This window comes from Cystobacter fuscus, from assembly GCF_044360685.1.
Taxonomy (GTDB): Bacteria; Myxococcota; Myxococcia; order Myxococcales; family Myxococcaceae; genus Cystobacter; species Cystobacter fuscus_C.
Genome location: NZ_CP043491.1, coordinates 788,205 through 802,625, shown reverse-complemented (window position 1 = coordinate 802,625; position 14,421 = coordinate 788,205). Strand labels below are relative to the sequence as shown.

15 protein-coding genes are annotated in these 14,421 nt (G+C 65.6%); 8 read left to right on the top strand and 7 right to left on the bottom strand.

Annotation, left to right across the window (positions count from 1 at the left end; translation table 11 throughout):
* The first annotated feature begins 49 nt into the window (after positions 1-49).
* Positions 50-1,276, top strand: coding sequence for a lanthionine synthetase C family protein (locus F0U63_RS03395; protein ID WP_395843638.1), 1,227 nt, complete (start codon positions 50-52; stop codon positions 1,274-1,276).
* Between the two features lie 45 nt (positions 1,277-1,321).
* Here the strand turns inward: F0U63_RS03395 and F0U63_RS03390 are convergent, their stop codons facing one another.
* Positions 1,322-2,461: a M12 family metallopeptidase gene (locus F0U63_RS03390; protein WP_395843636.1), complete on the bottom strand. Its 1,140-nt coding sequence runs from the start codon at positions 2,459-2,461 to the stop codon at positions 1,322-1,324.
* Positions 2,462-2,584: 123 nt separating this feature from the next.
* Positions 2,585-2,968, bottom strand: coding sequence for a hypothetical protein (locus F0U63_RS03385; RefSeq protein WP_395843634.1), 384 nt, complete (start codon positions 2,966-2,968; stop codon positions 2,585-2,587).
* A 121-nt stretch (positions 2,969-3,089) separates the two neighbouring features.
* On the opposite strand from F0U63_RS03385, the gene F0U63_RS03380 reads away from it, so the two are divergent.
* Positions 3,090-5,243 carry a metallophosphoesterase gene (locus F0U63_RS03380; protein ID WP_395843632.1) on the top strand — a complete coding sequence of 718 codons (2,154 nt, stop codon included), beginning with the start codon at positions 3,090-3,092 and terminating at the stop codon, positions 5,241-5,243.
* A 44-nt stretch (positions 5,244-5,287) separates the two neighbouring features.
* On the opposite strand, the gene F0U63_RS03375 is transcribed toward F0U63_RS03380, so the two are convergent.
* Positions 5,288-5,776 (bottom strand): SMI1/KNR4 family protein, encoded by a 489-nt coding sequence (locus tag F0U63_RS03375; RefSeq protein WP_395843630.1) that lies wholly within the window; start codon positions 5,774-5,776, stop codon positions 5,288-5,290.
* 939 nt (positions 5,777-6,715) lie between these two features.
* Here F0U63_RS03375 and F0U63_RS03370 point away from each other — a divergent pair.
* From F0U63_RS03370 to F0U63_RS03360, 3 genes are all read left to right on the top strand, one after another.
* On the top strand, positions 6,716-6,922 hold the full coding sequence (locus F0U63_RS03370; RefSeq protein WP_395843628.1) for a hypothetical protein: 207 nt from the start codon (positions 6,716-6,718) through the stop codon (positions 6,920-6,922).
* Positions 6,923-7,080: 158 nt separating this feature from the next.
* The gene (locus tag F0U63_RS03365; protein ID WP_395843626.1) at positions 7,081-7,581 is read left to right on the top strand and encodes an Hsp20/alpha crystallin family protein; all 501 of its coding nucleotides are present in this window, start codon (positions 7,081-7,083) and stop codon (positions 7,579-7,581) included.
* A gap of 120 nt (positions 7,582-7,701) precedes the next feature.
* Positions 7,702-8,298 (top strand): HD family hydrolase, encoded by a 597-nt coding sequence (locus F0U63_RS03360; RefSeq protein ID WP_395843624.1) that lies wholly within the window; start codon positions 7,702-7,704, stop codon positions 8,296-8,298.
* 105 nt (positions 8,299-8,403) lie between these two features.
* Here the strand turns inward: F0U63_RS03360 and F0U63_RS03355 are convergent, their stop codons facing one another.
* Positions 8,404-9,135, bottom strand: a complete 732-nt coding sequence (locus F0U63_RS03355; protein ID WP_395843622.1) for a hypothetical protein — start codon at positions 9,133-9,135, stop codon at positions 8,404-8,406.
* Between the two features lie 348 nt (positions 9,136-9,483).
* Here F0U63_RS03355 and F0U63_RS03350 point away from each other — a divergent pair, with 348 nt between their 5' ends.
* Positions 9,484-10,506: a LysR family transcriptional regulator gene (locus F0U63_RS03350; RefSeq protein ID WP_395843620.1), complete on the top strand. Its 1,023-nt coding sequence runs from the start codon at positions 9,484-9,486 to the stop codon at positions 10,504-10,506.
* Between the two features lie 118 nt (positions 10,507-10,624).
* Here F0U63_RS03350 and F0U63_RS03345 read toward each other — a convergent pair whose 3' ends face one another.
* Positions 10,625-11,329: an endonuclease V gene (locus F0U63_RS03345; protein WP_395843618.1), complete on the bottom strand. Its 705-nt coding sequence runs from the start codon at positions 11,327-11,329 to the stop codon at positions 10,625-10,627.
* 236 nt (positions 11,330-11,565) lie between these two features.
* Positions 11,566-12,687, bottom strand: a complete 1,122-nt coding sequence (locus F0U63_RS03340; RefSeq protein WP_395843616.1) for an NADH:flavin oxidoreductase — start codon at positions 12,685-12,687, stop codon at positions 11,566-11,568.
* 97 nt (positions 12,688-12,784) lie between these two features.
* Here F0U63_RS03340 and F0U63_RS03335 point away from each other — a divergent pair, with 97 nt between their 5' ends.
* The gene (locus tag F0U63_RS03335) at positions 12,785-13,159 is read left to right on the top strand and encodes a winged helix-turn-helix transcriptional regulator (protein ID WP_395843614.1); all 375 of its coding nucleotides are present in this window, start codon (positions 12,785-12,787) and stop codon (positions 13,157-13,159) included.
* Between the two features lie 138 nt (positions 13,160-13,297).
* On the opposite strand, the gene F0U63_RS03330 is transcribed toward F0U63_RS03335, so the two are convergent.
* Complete coding sequence (locus tag F0U63_RS03330) at positions 13,298-13,744, bottom strand: DUF441 domain-containing protein (protein ID WP_395843612.1); 447 nt, start codon at positions 13,742-13,744, stop codon at positions 13,298-13,300.
* Between the two features lie 72 nt (positions 13,745-13,816).
* Here F0U63_RS03330 and F0U63_RS03325 point away from each other — a divergent pair, with 72 nt between their 5' ends.
* Complete coding sequence (locus tag F0U63_RS03325; RefSeq protein ID WP_395843610.1) at positions 13,817-14,353, top strand: hypothetical protein; 537 nt, start codon at positions 13,817-13,819, stop codon at positions 14,351-14,353.
* The last annotated feature ends 68 nt before the right edge of the window (positions 14,354-14,421 follow it).

The window sequence follows — 14,421 nt, the reverse complement described above, 5'->3', positions numbered from 1 at the left end:
TACCTGGACAGCTCAACCCTTTGCCCGACCGTGGTAGATGCTGGGGCTTATGACAGCACTTTCCGATCCGGAGCGTCATCAACCATTGGCCGGCGCGGCGTGGGACGCCACCATCGCGCGGGCCGCCATCGAGCGAATCGTCCAGGAGACGCGCGACACGTTCACACTTGAGAGCCTGTGGCCGACCCACCCCAACGACGAAGAGGCCGGAGACCCTCCCGGCCCTCAGGCATCCCTCTATTTTGGCGCGGCGGGCGTCATCTGGGCACTGGATCATCTCGCGCGCGAGGGCGCGGTGAGCCCCGGCCCCTCGTTCGCGGACCACTTCCTCGACATCCAGCGCCGGAACCGGCGGCTGTTCGACTCCGAGGCGTGGCGAAAGATGCTCGGGGCTGGCTGGCAGACGCGCTCATGGCTCCTGGGGGACGCGGGCGTTCTCTTCACCTGGTGGAAGACGGCGCCGTCCGAGCCAGTCCTGTCCGCCCTGGCCGAAGCCATCGCGGAGAACACGGAAGACCCGGCCCTGGAGCTGATGTGGGGAGCGCCGGGGACGATGCTGGCGGCGCTCGCGCTCTACCGGGCCAGCGGCTCGGCACGTTGGGCGGACCTCTACCGCGCGGGCGCACGGGCACTGGAGGCGTCCCTTCAATGGGACGAAAGCCTCGGCGCGGATATCTGGACGCAGACCTTGTATGGGGAGCGCGCCCAATACCTGGGACCGGTGCACGGCTTCGCCGGCAACGCCTTCGCCCTGCTCCAGGGGCGCGAGCTCCTGGAACCCGGACAATGGGCATCATTGTCCTCGCGCATCGTGAGGACCCTGGAAGTGACCGCGATCCGGGGCGCCCAGGGAATCAATTGGGCCCCACACACCGGCTCGCGGCGTCCCGGAGCGCCGCTGCTGGTGCAGCACTGCCACGGCGCCCCCGGCATGGTGACGGCCTTGTCGGCCCTGGAGGCGCCGATCGACGAACTGCTGCTTGGAGCGGGGGAGCTGACCTGGGCCGCGGGCCCGCTGGCCAAGGGCGCCAACCTCTGCCACGGCACCGCTGGAAACGCCTATGCCTTCCTCAAGCTCTTCCAGAGGACCGGTGACGGCGAGTGGCTCGATCGGGCACGTTCCTTCGCCATGCACGCCATCCTACAAAGTGACGCCGAGGCCTCCCGGCTGGGACGCCGCCGCTACTCCCTCTGGACGGGAGACCTCGGCCTGGCCTGCTTCCTGTGGGAATGCATTCGCGCGAGCGCGAGATTCCCCACCATGGATGTCCTGTGAATCTCCCGAGCCGCTCGGCGGCCCGGGCCCGGACGAGGGGTCTCGTTACTTCCGCTTGATCCGGAACGAAGAGGTGAGATCGTTGAAGTTGTGCGTCACCAGGTTGGGAATGTCACAACCACACCCCAGACCACTTCCGCCGAAATTGATGTCGTTGAACAACGTGAACTCGAAGCCAGGGCTCACCTTGACCGAGGAGATGCGGTCGTTCCATTCCGCCCCGACCCAAGAGTTGTCGCTGGTCGCGCAGAAGCTCGCTCCCTTGTAGTCGACGTCAGAGTAGAAGCAAACGCCAGTGGCCGTGCCACCGCCGTAGATGGCGCTAATGGCGTTGAGGTCGCCAGCGGTGAAGGTGTTGACGCGGTCGTTGCCAACCCACTCGGGCGGAAAGCCATTCTTGGGCACGTAATCCCAACGGCCGTTCACGAAGTAATTGCGGTAGTGCATCATCGACTCGAAGTCATACGCTCCGATGGGCGTGCCCGCCGACCCCCAATCGATGGCGTTCTGGCTGCCGCCCGCGTTGACCGTGACCCATGTATCGCGGTCTTGCCGCACCTGCTCGTGCGCCAGCCCGACCGCGTGGCCGAGCTCGTGCCGCGCGGGGTTCACACCGCAGCCGTTGCCCAGCGACAAGTCCTGCCGTCCTCCGATCTTGCCGACGTAGCTCCAGCATCCGTCGCTGGTAACGATCCGAACGTAATCGGCCTGATTGGTCCGGGGAACCCAGCGGATGGAGGTCTTCGCATGGTAGTCGGCCTTGGCGCCCTCGAAGGCCGTACGCGTCGCCGCCGACGCGGCGGGATCGATCTCGTACGGAATCACGCCCCCTGGCCACTTCTGACCGTTGGCGTTGACGATGCCAGAGCCCATGGCCCTGACTCGCGCTTCACCATCCAGCTCCAACAACACCTGCTTGTCCACGCTGAGCACCTGCGTGCCAGAGACCTGACCGATCACCTGGTCGCCGACAAAGGCATGGTCACCCTTGAGCACCGCCGTGACGGGGTCTTTCAGGCCAGCCAGCCGCACCTGGAAAGACTGACCCTGGGGGTACTGTGAGTTGTACACGGCGTCGTTTTCCAACTCGCGCTCGTGCTCCGTTGCCGCCTCTTGATCTCCACACGCGGAGCTCAACAAACCCAAGGCAAGAAAAGCCGCATGACGCATTCCACGGTTGAACATTTCGCCTCCTTCGAGTTGTGCGGTACGGCGCGTCGCGTCGAGTGCAGGCCACGCACCTTCCCGAACCCTTTGCCACTACAGAGGCAGCCATTGGCAAAACCGGGTTAAACGAAAAATAACGGCTTATACCGCCACAAAGGCTATAACCGTTTTATTCGTTTTCTTGGAAAATTTTCTACCTGAGGCTGAGAGTGGGCTTGGCGGTCTGAAGGCCCGTGAGGGAGTCCTGACGCGTGGCGGCATACCCCCATGGCCATGGGCTTCTCTTGGGAAGTCGCGGGTGACGGCGGGGTCCACGAACCAGGGGAAGAGGGCCCTGGGATCATACAGGCCGTCGATCAACGCCGCGGCCACCGCGGGCACCTGGTGCGGGGCGATGTGCAGTCCCACCGAGCCATCGGGGTTGAGCAGCTCGAGGATAGCGCCTTCCCCCCGCGTCATCACGAGCAGGCCAACGCCGAGGAAGAGCCCGGCCTGACCCGCGCCAGTGATCGCGATGTTCGCCATGCCCTGGAGCATATCCGCCCTCGGCGGGTAACCGATATGTCACCGATATGTAATCAATAGGCCATGGTCTTGATGCAAGGGTGTGGGCCTGGATTCGAACGATTCTGCACGGAGTTCAGTAATGGGAATCAAGATGAGGTCGCGCCCGGCACACACTGGCGCGGCGATGCTGGCGGCACTGTCGTTGTCCTCGTGCCACCACGACGTCCCCCCGCCAGAACAGGAAGCGCCCGCGGGCAGCCCCAGCGTCGCCTTCATGTCGGATGTGCACTTCGCGAACGTCTATGGCGATTTCAAGAGCGCGCGGTTCGCGGGCATCCCGACCCAGAAGGGAAGGAACGCGACCATCCGCACCATGTATGCGCAGCTGACCTCGACCCGCTTGTTCAACGAGAACTACTTCGCCTTCCGCGCCGCGCTGGATGATGCGTACGCGAAAGGCGTGCGGCTGGTGGCGCTTCCTGGCGATTATTCCGACGATGCCCAGCCGATCAACGTCAACGGGCTCGCCGACATCCTGCATGAGTACCAGGCCAAGGGCATGCGCTTCTTCCTCGCGCCCGGCAACCACGATCCCAACGAGCCCCATGACGATGAGGAGGCCGGCAAGAACGACTTCCTGACCCAGGAGGGCAAGGAACAAAAGATCTACGCTCCCGGCAACGCCGCCTGTCTCGCCAATGACCCGAGCGTGGTCTGCACCCAGGAGTTGATGGAGCAGGGCTACGAGAAGTTGCTCGCCACGCTGGGCGATTTCGGCTTCATGCCGAACAAGGCGGACCTGTACTGGGAAACGCCCTTCAGCCACTACGAGGACGGTGGGTACAGCCATGAGGAGGCCGTTCTCCAGGCCGAGCTGAAGAATCGCCAGTTCGAGATGTGCGCGGAAGGCGAGGGCGGCAGCTACAAGGCGGCTGGCGAGGCCGCGCTGGGCAGGGCCTACACCCGATGCAGCAACATCATCGACTCCAGCTACCTGGTGGAGCCGGTCCAGGGATTGTGGCTGCTGTCGATCGACGCCAACGTCTTCATCCCCAACGGCAAGTTCGATCCGGCCAACCCGAAAGCCTCCAAGGGGTTCGATGGTGCCGGCAACGCGGGCTGGAACAAGGTGCTGACGCACAAGAAGCACCTGATGGATTGGATCAAGTCGGTGGCCGAGCGCGCCAGGGCCCAGGGCAAGCACCTGATGGCGTTCTCGCACTATCCGACCATGGATTTCTATGCCAACCAGACCGATGCGATGAAGGCGGTGTTCAAGCCCGGCGCCTTCCAGACCGCCCGTGTCCCGGAAGCGGCCACCACGGCGGCGTTGGCCGCCACCGGCCTGCGACTGCACATCGGCGGCCACATGCATTTCAACGGCACCAATGACTACCAGGACGCGGCCGGTCATTTTCTCGTCAATGTCCAGTCGCCGTCCCTGGCCGTGTACGGCGCGGCCTACAAGCTCGTCACCTACACGGACAAGGAGACGGTCGAGGTGCGGACCATCGGCCTGAACTCGGTAGCGCGCCATGACGAGCTGTTCCCGCTCTACCAGGCCGAGTACGACTACCTGCAGGGCAGCACCGCCAGCGGCGATGTGGCCAAGAGATGGAACCGCGCCATCCTGGACACCCGGTCCTACGGCGAATTCACGCGCTACTACTTCGGCGAACTGTCGCGCCTGCGCTTCATGGACGAGTACTGGCCGTGCGAGATGAAGGAAGCCGCGACGTCATTGGACGCGAAGCAGATGCTGATCCTCTCGCAGTTGCGGACCCAGGTGACGCTGGCGCAGCTCAAGGATGCACCGGGCATCGTGCCGCTCAGCGCGGCCTGCGCGGCCAAGGGCACGGCGACCACGGCAGCGGTCCCGGCCAGCCAGTTGAGCGCCGACTGGGCCGAGGCCACCACCAAGGCCGACAAGCTCGCTAGCGCCGCGGGCCTGAAGCTGGACGACTTCGCCAGGATCTCCGCCTATGAGTTTCATGGTGACTTCCACCGCACCGTGTATGCGGGCGAGCTGGCGCTGCGCGACATGGGCGCCGAGCGCGTGAGTCAGTACAAGGTGTTGATGGGCGCGTTCCCGGCCAGCCCGGAGGAGATCCTCGAGATTGGCGGGAAGCCCTCGGACCAGAATGCCGTCCATGTGCTGTTCCAGCACCAGTTCAAGCAGGTGTTCGCGATCTTCAAGGGACTCGGTTCGGCCAAGCCGAGCGGGCACTTCACGATCGACTTCAAGGGCCAGAAGGTCAGCAACGCCGAGGACAGCGCGCTGAGCTTCAATTGAGCGTCCCCCCTGAGGGATGCGGATGGGTGCACCGAGGGCCGCTGCTATCTGGCGCTCAACGCCCAGCCCTTCTTCAGCCAGAAGAAACTGTCTCCGCCGCGGAGGGCCCGCTCCAGGAAGTCCTCGAAGGAGCGGGCGATCTGCTTGCAGTGCTTCGGGTTGGGCCACGCCTCATGCCAGCCATCCACGATGGGGTACGCGCCGTCCTCCTGCCGCCCTGTATCCACCAGAACGTAGTCGCCATCTTGGAGATCACAGATGACATACATCGAAGAGGGGCCGTCTTCGTCCTTGTCCTCTCCGAAGATGGCGACTCGGGCCCGGACGATCTCCGACAGCGGAAGGAAGCGGTAGTTCGCATCCGGTCCGCGCTTGAACAAGGTCCCCCCGTTGCAATGCAGGTAGAAGGCACGGAGAGCGGAATCCAGCCGCCAACCCACCCGCCGCTCGAACTCCTCGATCTCTTCAGGAGTGGCGGGAGGACTCGGGAAATGGTGGCGCGAGATCTCTTCGAGCAGGGACTGGAGGGACATGGGCTTCAATCCGTATAGGGCCGGTCGAGACCGACTGTACGCCACTGGTTCGCGCCCTTGTAGCAGAGCGGGTACTGCTTATTGAGCACCTCATGCACACTGCTGGGAGTCGGGAGCAGATTGCCCTCGGCGATGGGCCCACCGCCGTGCAAGAGGTCATGAATGTGATGCCCCGGATAGTGTGTGTCCCCGCTCTTTGGCCAGCCTCCGAACTCCTCCCCCCATTTCCGCCGGAAGGAATCTCGTTTGTTCGTCCATTCATCTCGGAGTGAAGCCGCATCTTCTACTTCGGGGTAGTCACAGCAGCAGTGCGTAATGGCGTACCGGCCTCCCGCGTACACGGGGAAGCTCAAATACCGCCCCTTCCAATCCGTCTTGATGTCCGCGATCCAGATACAGCCCATCAACTTGTGACCTTGCGAGGCACACTTGCGCTGGCAGCGATTCATCCACCGTTGGCTGCACTGCCATGGGCCGTAATAGATGGTCGTCTGGATCTCGCCCCCGCCAGGTCCTGGCACCGGCTTTCCCATCCACTTTCCGGACGCGGGACCTGCTCCAGGAGAAGCACCCACTCCATTCGTCGTCCCGCAGCCGACCAGGAGCACGGCTGGCAGCAGCCCTACGGGAAGCAGTCTCATTGAAGCGCACTCCAGGCCATGGGTCCTCATTAGAGCGCGCCATTGGCCCCGAGGGGTAGTCCAACAGAGGGGCGAGTTGCTCCCCCGGGCCTCGCGCTGGGCCGATGGAGAGTCAGTTCGCAGGATCTGGCTGGACATCTGGCGCGCGGAGGGAGTGTCGCTCGTCTGTACGGACGCCCTACGGCCAGGCGGCCCTCCTCCACTTGGTACCACGATCCTCGGAACACCCAACCCTGTTGGCACGCGGACACTTGCCAGGCCTCGGCGCTGCGTTACTGGTGAGGGCGTGGAGGTACCGATGATCGAGGTGAAGGCGGATTCGGAACAGCAGATGGCGGATCTGAGCGTGGGTGGGGGCTGCCCCAGCTGCGGCGGCGCGTTGAGCGTGCGCAAGACACCGGGACAGGTGTGGGGCTACTGCCCGAGCTGCCGTCGTTTGTCCCAGCCCCGTATGGCTGTCGGCCCGCAGGGGATTGTCCTCATGCACCGCACGGCCGCGGCCTGAAGTGAGAGGGATTGGCTCGCCGGAGCGACTGGACAACGCCGCGAGCTGGTTAGATTAGAGGCAAGAGAGAGTTCTTCCGCGAGGGATGCCGGGATGACCGTCTCGGACTCCCTCCCCAATCAACAATCAACCGTATTCCATCCAGGAGGTACTTGGTTATGTCGCTCATTCGTCGGAACAACAATGACCGGGGTCTCAGCCAGAACCGTGGGGTGGACCCGTTCGAGGTGATGAGGGACTTCCTGCAATGGGACCCCTTCCGGGAGCTGTCCCGGGGCGTGCCGGGCAGTGGCGCCGTGACGGGCTTCCTCCCCTCCTTCGAGGTGAAGGAGACCAAGGACGCGTACGTCTTCAAGGCGGACCTCCCCGGCGTCAAGCAGGAGGACCTCAACATCTCCCTCACCGGCAACCGCCTGACCATCTCCGGCCAGCGCCACGAGGAGAAGAAGGACGAGGGTGAAACGCACTTCGTCTACGAGCGCAGCTTCGGCTCCTTCTCGCGCTCCTTCTCCCTGCCGGAGGGCATCGACGCGGAGCACGTCCAGGCCGACCTGAAGGACGGCGTGCTGAACGTGGTGGTGCCCAAGAAGCCGGAAGTGCAGCCCAAGCGCATCCTCATCAAGGGCGCGCACGAGGGTGACACGAAGGCGAATGCGTAGTTCCCCCCTGGGGCCTGCCTCGAGTTCGGGGCAGGCCCTGTTGCGTTTCGGAGCCTCACGGCGTGGGCGCGGGCGCCACGGCCTTCTCCTCCTGTCCGGAGCGTGGCTACGCTCGGGGACATGCACACCAAGGCCGCTCCCTCCTTCGCGCTGCTCCAAGGCCGGCGCACCCCGCCCCTCATCGAGGCCTATTTCGAGCTGCACCACCTCAAGCAGCTCTACCGTCAGGGCTGGCTGCGCGTGGGCATCCCCCGCGAGAAATGCGAGAGCGTGGCCGAGCACTCCTTCTTCGTGGCGCTCCTGTGCCTGTTCCTCGCCGACACCTGCTTTCCCGAGGCGGACGCCTCGAAGCTGGTGCGCATGGCGCTCCTGCACGACGTGGGCGAGGCGCGCGCCGGAGACATCACCCCCCATGACGGCGTGAGCCGCGAGGAGAAGCAGCGGCGCGAGCGCGAGGCCGTGCAGCGCATCTTCTCCGGGCTACCCCGCAGCGCCGACTACCTCGCCCTGTGGGAGGAGTACGAGCAGGGCACCTCCTTCGAGGCCCGGCTCGTGCGCCAGGTGGACCGGCTGGAGATGGGCCTGCAGGCCACCGTCTACGAGCACCAGGGCGCCGGAGACCTGTCTCAGTTCTTCGCCTCGGTGCACAAGGCGCTGGAGACGCCCGAACTCCAGGCGCTGCTCTCCGAGCTGGAGACCCTGCGGCCTGCCCGCTGAGGGGAGGGGCTCACTCGCGGGAAGACGCCCGCGCCCCGAGCGCCTCGCGCCCCCAGTTGCTCCCGTGTTCTCCACAGCATCCACACTGCCCGGCGCTCCGCCGCATTACTGTTTGACCACCCCGATCGCGAGGCTTAGCAGGACAACGCTGATCGGGGCGATGAGCGCGGGCCAGAGCAGGTTGGCGCGCGCTCCTCCGTTCTTCTTGTGACGCGCATACACCACATTCACATCAAAGCTGGCCAGGAAGGTGGCACAGCCATTGATGACGAAAACCAAGAAGGGTCGTTCGAAATCCGACAATGAATAGAGCACGGTGAGCACTGCGCCCAGCGCGGCGTAGAAGGAGGCATAGCGCATCAGGGACCTTTCGCCCAGCCGCTTCCAGTTGATGGCGGAGAGAATGCCCGCGAAGGTGAAGTTCAAGCAGAAGCCAAGCAGGATGATGAACCACGAGGGGTAGAGCCTGATTTCCTTGGCTGGGAGGACGGAGGGTTTACTGCTCCTCTCCAGCCGCATCCCGAGCTCATCGGCCCACTGTCTGCGTTCACCCATGACGAAACGGGATTCGCCGTCCGCCGCATCGATGGCGAGCGCGTTGGGTACCAGCGGCAACACGCCGAAAAGCTTTGTAAAAACGAGCCGCGTTCCCCGCACGGTGTCAAGCGCAATCTCCTTCGGTCCCAGCTGCGCGTTGAGGTTGAATCGGTGGGGCTGGAACACGAGCCGCCGGTCGGTGAGGAACAGCCACCCGCCCACGGCTCCGATGCCATGCTGAAGATTCGCAGGAGACTTGCGAATCAATTGCTCGCCTTCTCTCAGTTCAATATTTTCCATTTGTATCCCGATATCATCAGTGCACTCGAACCCCTAGAGCGACCCTTCGGTATACACGCCGCCCAAGGCGAGCAGGACCGTCGCCTTCTTGCCCGTGACGAGGCCCTGCCCGTCGTGGCCCAGCGTCAATCCCTTGCGCACGATGTGATCCACTCACGCCTTCAGGGCGGCCGGCACGTTGTAATCAATGATCGCCACGCGGACTGGTTTCAATGACGAGAAGCCTGGGCATCGGAGGTCTCCTGGAGAGAGGACGGGGGTTGCTCGAATGACACCAGGCTACGCGCCATCTCTCCCTTGCGGGAGTGACGAAATCATGATGATGTCCATCGGCGTGGATGATGGATCATGCTGAGCAACCTCACCCTGGATCAACTGCGCGTCCTCGTGACGATCGCCGACACGGGCAGCTTTTCCGCGGCCGGCCGTGAACTCAGACGTGCGCAATCGGCGATCAGCCAGGCCGTGGCGACGCTCGAGAACCTGCAGGGAGTCCTGCTCTTCGACCGGAGCGGTCACCGGCCACGGCTGACCGAAATCGGGCGCGTACTCGTCGAGCAGGCACGTCTGGTGTTGGCGAGCGCGACCCGGTTCGAGGCGGTGGCGGCGAGCACGCGCGCGGGGCTGGAGCCCGAGCTCGCGCTCGCGATCGATCCCCTGGTGCCAACGGCGCCGCTGATCGACAGCATTCGCGCGCTCAGCGGCACCTTTCCCGATCTCCCCGTCAGCTTCTCCACCGAGGGGCTTGGAGGCGCGGTGCGACGCCTGCGAAACGGTTCGGCCGCGCTGGGAATCTGCCTGCTCCTGCCCACCATCCCCGAGGACATCGCCGCCTCACCGCTGCTGCGTATTGGATTGCAGGCCGTGGTGGCGCCCACGCATCCGCTCGCCACGCTCGGACGACCGGTGACGCGGGGAGACCTGGAGCCCTATGTCCAGCTCGTCCTGTCGGACCCGATGGATGCCGGTGGCGCGAACTACGGACTCTTGAGCTCCAGGCTCTGGCGCTTCGTCGACCTCGGGCGGCGTCTGGACTTCCTGCTGGCTGGCTTTGGCTGGTGCCGGATGCCCGAGCACCTCGTCGCCGGCTTCATCGCCGCGGGGCACCTGGTGCCGCTCCAGCTCGACGACGATTCGACTCCAGCCGGAGGGCTGACCATCTACGCGGCCCACCGACGCGACCGCGTGCTGGGGGTCGCCGGCCGGTGGTTGCTCGACGAGCTGAAGCGCCGTTTGTCTTCGGAGTCAGGTCCGGGGCCCTATCCCTCGGCGCCGGGCCGCCAGACCTCCCAGGTGGTCGACAGGGCCTCGGCGGCGTCCCGGGTGGCGCCCACGACGAGGAAGGTGCCGCGCAAGCCCTCCACGAGCTGATGGCCCGCCCGGGGCTCGGCGAGCGGAGGCCCCGGCGGGAGACGGGGGGAGCGGACACGCTGCTCCGGGGCCGGCGCCCCCCGGAAGACGTGTGAGAGCGCGCGCTGCGCGGCGGGACTCACTCGCGGGAGGACGCCCGCGCCGCGAGCGCCTCGCGCCGCACTTCGTTCACCAGCCGGTGCGCGTGCCGCGTCGTCTCCGGCTCCCGGTAGCGCGACGTCATCCGCAACACCCACTCCACCGCCGTGGGCAAGTCCATCAGGTGCCCCGGCGACACGTAGACAGGCAACACGCCGCGCCGCGTGCGCACCGCCCGGCCCACCACCTCGCCCTGGTGGAGGATGTCCGCCACCGCGCCGCGCTCCTCGCCCAGGGGCCCGTGCTCGCCCACCAGCAGGGACTTGGCGCAGCCGATGGACGGCACCCCGAACAGCAGGCCCCCATGACATGCCAATCCCAGACGCCGGGGGTGCGCCGTGCCCTGGCCATCGAAGATGAGCAAATCCGGCCGCACCTCCAGCCGCGCCCACGCCTCCATCAGCACGGGCAGCTCCCGGAAGGACAGCAGCCCCGGTACGTAGGGAAAGCCCAGCCGCGTCACCGCGCTCGCCCGGGCCACGGGCTCCCGGCTCCCCGCATCCAGCACCACGAAGCCCCCGGAGGCCCAGTCCTCCCCCCGGCTCATGGAGATGTCCGCCCCCGCCACCCGCTCCACCTTCCACCCCCTCGGCGGACGCAGCACCACGCGCTCCTTCAACTCCCGCTGCAACGCCACCGCCTGGGTCGGCGTCAGGTCCCAGCCATGCAGGGAATGCCGTTCCATCCCGCCCTCCTCGTGAGGTCAACCCGCTCGCACTACCTCCCAGATTAGTGCTTCCCCCGCCGGAGCACAGCCGTCCCCCGTTGAAGACCCGCGGATGGGCAGGCAAACCGCTCCTGGCAGTCAGGCGGGCAAGCCCCTTCGCGCCACGCTGGGAGGGGTAGACCTCCGCCCCGTGGGTCCGCCGTAGCGCTCTGTGCTGCCCTATCTCCCGCGCCGTGGGCCCCCTGAGCTGAACCTCAGGTCAACGCCCCGAGCGAGGCGGGGTTGAAGCCCCGCAGGCTGGCCAGGTCGCCCACGCGCACCTTGGCCACCCACCGGGGGTCATCGAGCAGCGCCCGGCCCACGGCGATGAGATCGAACTCCTCGCGCTCCATGCGCCGCAGCAGGTTGTCCAGGCTCGCGAGCTTGCTGCCCTCGCCGGCGAAGGCGCCCATGAAGTCGCCCTCCAGGCCCACCGAGCCCACGCTCAGGGTGGCGGCCCCGGTGAGCTTCTTGGCCCAGCCCGCGAAGTTCAGTCCGTCCGCGCCGTCGAGCTCCGGGAACTCCGGCTCCCAGAAGCGGCGCTGCGAGCAGTGCAGGAGGTCCACGCCGGCCTCCACCAGGGGCGCGAGCCAGTCAGCCATGGCCTCCGGAGTCTCCGCGAGCCGCACGCGGTAGTCCTGCTGCTTCCACTGGCTCACGCGCAGGATGAGCGGGAAGTCGGGGCCCACCGCCGCGCGCATCGCCCGCACCACCTCGGCGGCGAAGCGCGAGCGCTCCTTGAGCGTGGCGCCACCGTAGCGGTCCTCGCGCAGGTTGGTGCCCTTCCAGAAGAATTGATCGATCAGGAAGCCATGCGCTCCGTGGATCTCCGCGGTGTCGAAGCCCAGCCGCTTCGCATGGGCCGCGGCGCGACCGAACGCGGCGACGGTGTCCGCGATGTCCTCCTCGCTCATCGCCACGCCGCGCGGAGTGCCTGGCGCCAAGAGCCCGGAGGGGCTCTCCACCGGACTCGCCGGGACCCAGTCCGTCGTCGCGTTGATGGTCGAGCCCGTGTGCCACAACTGGGGCCCCATCTTGCCCCCCGCCGCTTGCACCTCGTCGATCACCCGTTTCCAGCCGGCCAGCGCGGCCTCGCCATGGAAGAAGGGAACCCTGGCGTCGTTGCGCGACGCGGGCCGCTCCACCACCGTGCCCTCGGAGAGGATGAGCCCCACGTCCGCCTCGGCCCGGCGGCGGTAGTAGGCGGCGACGTCCGGACCGGGCACGCCCTCGGGCGAGAAGTAGCGGGTCATCGGCGCCATCACGATGCGGTTCTTGAGCTCCAGGGACTTGAGCCGGAAGGGGCGGAACAGCGGGTCGACATTCGAGGCGAGCATGCGGTGGACTCCGGGGGGGTTGAGTCCAAGATATATTTTGGATATCTGGTGTCAATCAGGCACTTTGAAGCCATCAAGTATCCTCGAGGAAACTGCTATGCGCTCACCCAAGGTCTTCGCGGTGGATTGTCCGAGCCGGCTGCTGTTCGACGAGATCGCGGACAAGTGGTCGATGATGGTGCTCACGGTGCTCGACACGGGGCCGTTGCGCTTCAACGAGATCAAGCGGCGGCTGGAGGGCGTGACGCAGAAGGCGCTCACCCAGTGCCTGCGGCGGCTGGAGCGCAACGGTCTGCTCACGCGGCGGGTCCTGCCGCTGTCCCCGGTGGCAGTGGAGTACGAGATCTCGCCGCTGGGGCGCACACTGCAGAAGCCCTTCAAGGCGCTCTACGCCTGGACCATGGAGTCCATGGACCAGGTGGAGGAGGCACGGCGGGCCTTCGACGCCCGCGCGCGTGCCACGACGGGCTGAGCGCGACCGAGGGCGCGGAAGTCCTCGTCGGAGAGCTTGATGTGGGCCGCGGCGGTGTGCTCCTCAAGGTGGCGCACCTTGCCCGTGCTGGGAATGGGGAGCATCAGCGGGCTGCTCTACCACTGGCAGACGTGGCGCTCACTGCCGGCCAAGCATCAACGACAGCAATCCCGCCGCAATCAGTGGCCCGACCGGCACGCCCCGGAACAGGGCCACACCCAACACCGTTCCCACCAGCAGCCCCGCCACGATGGTCGGCTGGCTGCTCATCAGCGTTACACCGCGCCCACCCAGCCAGGAAACAAACACCCCAACCGCGATCGCCACCAGCGATTTCCAGTGAAGAAAAGATTGAAAAAGTGTCGATGGAGGCAAAGTTCCACTGGCGATCGGCGCCATCACGCCGATAGTAAGAATAGTGATACCGATGATCAGCCCCTTTTTTTCCACCCAGGGGAAGAACTGATTCAGCGGCGTCATGCGGATGACGATCAGTACGAGGATGGAGACGGCGACCGGCCTGTTGTGGCTGATAAACCCCAGCGCGGCGAGCGCGAGCAGGATGAGCAGCGTCATATCGAACATTCAAAGCTTCTTACCAAAAAAGCAGTAACGGGAGCAGCCGTCTCATCTCTCCACGAGCCAATGGAGGCGCGGGTGGCACGAGAGTGGGGGCAGTGGAGCAAGACGACGGTTTCGGGCAAGTATTGGCTCGAGGTTTCAACATCCCATCACTCGCCATGCGCGAGCGGCTCGCCACTGGAGCTGGAGCAATGGTTGTCGTTGTCGGGATGGACAGACAGCGTGAGCTTTATCAACCGCGAATGGCTCCTGCCGTGTGAGGGCAATTTCATTGATGGCCTCCTGGAGGAGATTGTCGCGAGCGACCTCAATCAGGTTTCATCCAAAGAGGTGGCCTCCAGGCGGGGGGCTGAGTTGATCGGTCTCTTCGAAGATCTTCAGGCGCTGCTTGGACTGGACGAAGTGGAGCCCTGGCGCCGCTACGAATTCGCCCGCTGGTTTCGGGGACAGGGCCAGTCGCAAGGCAGGAGGTACTCACCCGAGACCGACGTGTTTTTCTCTCGCGAGCAGTCGCTCTACCAGGGCGCCGTCTGGAAGCTCACGACGCTCATCAGTGGGCACCTTGTCTGTCCTGACGTGGGTCTTCATTTCAGGAAAGGGTGGGGCTGGTGAAGACACGCTGATGGGCAGGGAAACCGCTCCTGGCAGCCAGGCGGGCAAGCCCCTTCGGCCCGCTCCGG

Bases quoted from the DNA above. Each gene is read 5' to 3' on its own strand.
- F0U63_RS03330 (WP_395843612.1), bottom strand. From the start codon at position 13,744: ATGTTCGATATGACGCTGCTCATCCTGCTCGCGCTCGCCGCGCTGGGG.
- F0U63_RS03385 (WP_395843634.1), bottom strand. From the start codon at position 2,968: ATGGCGAACATCGCGATCACTGGCGCGGGTCAGGCCGGGCTCTTCCTC.
- F0U63_RS03380 (WP_395843632.1), top strand. From the start codon at position 3,090: ATGGGAATCAAGATGAGGTCGCGCCCGGCACACACTGGCGCGGCGATG.
- F0U63_RS03350 (WP_395843620.1), top strand. From the start codon at position 9,484: ATGCTGAGCAACCTCACCCTGGATCAACTGCGCGTCCTCGTGACGATC.
- F0U63_RS03335 (WP_395843614.1), top strand. From the start codon at position 12,785: ATGCGCTCACCCAAGGTCTTCGCGGTGGATTGTCCGAGCCGGCTGCTG.
- F0U63_RS03360 (WP_395843624.1), top strand. From the start codon at position 7,702: ATGCACACCAAGGCCGCTCCCTCCTTCGCGCTGCTCCAAGGCCGGCGC.
- F0U63_RS03390 (WP_395843636.1), bottom strand. From the start codon at position 2,461: ATGTTCAACCGTGGAATGCGTCATGCGGCTTTTCTTGCCTTGGGTTTG.
- F0U63_RS03370 (WP_395843628.1), top strand. From the start codon at position 6,716: ATGATCGAGGTGAAGGCGGATTCGGAACAGCAGATGGCGGATCTGAGC.
- F0U63_RS03355 (WP_395843622.1), bottom strand. From the start codon at position 9,135: ATGGAAAATATTGAACTGAGAGAAGGCGAGCAATTGATTCGCAAGTCT.
- F0U63_RS03375 (WP_395843630.1), bottom strand. From the start codon at position 5,776: ATGTCCCTCCAGTCCCTGCTCGAAGAGATCTCGCGCCACCATTTCCCG.
- F0U63_RS03365 (WP_395843626.1), top strand. From the start codon at position 7,081: ATGTCGCTCATTCGTCGGAACAACAATGACCGGGGTCTCAGCCAGAAC.
- F0U63_RS03340 (WP_395843616.1), bottom strand. From the start codon at position 12,687: ATGCTCGCCTCGAATGTCGACCCGCTGTTCCGCCCCTTCCGGCTCAAG.
- F0U63_RS03395 (WP_395843638.1), top strand. From the start codon at position 50: ATGACAGCACTTTCCGATCCGGAGCGTCATCAACCATTGGCCGGCGCG.
- F0U63_RS03345 (WP_395843618.1), bottom strand. From the start codon at position 11,329: ATGGAACGGCATTCCCTGCATGGCTGGGACCTGACGCCGACCCAGGCG.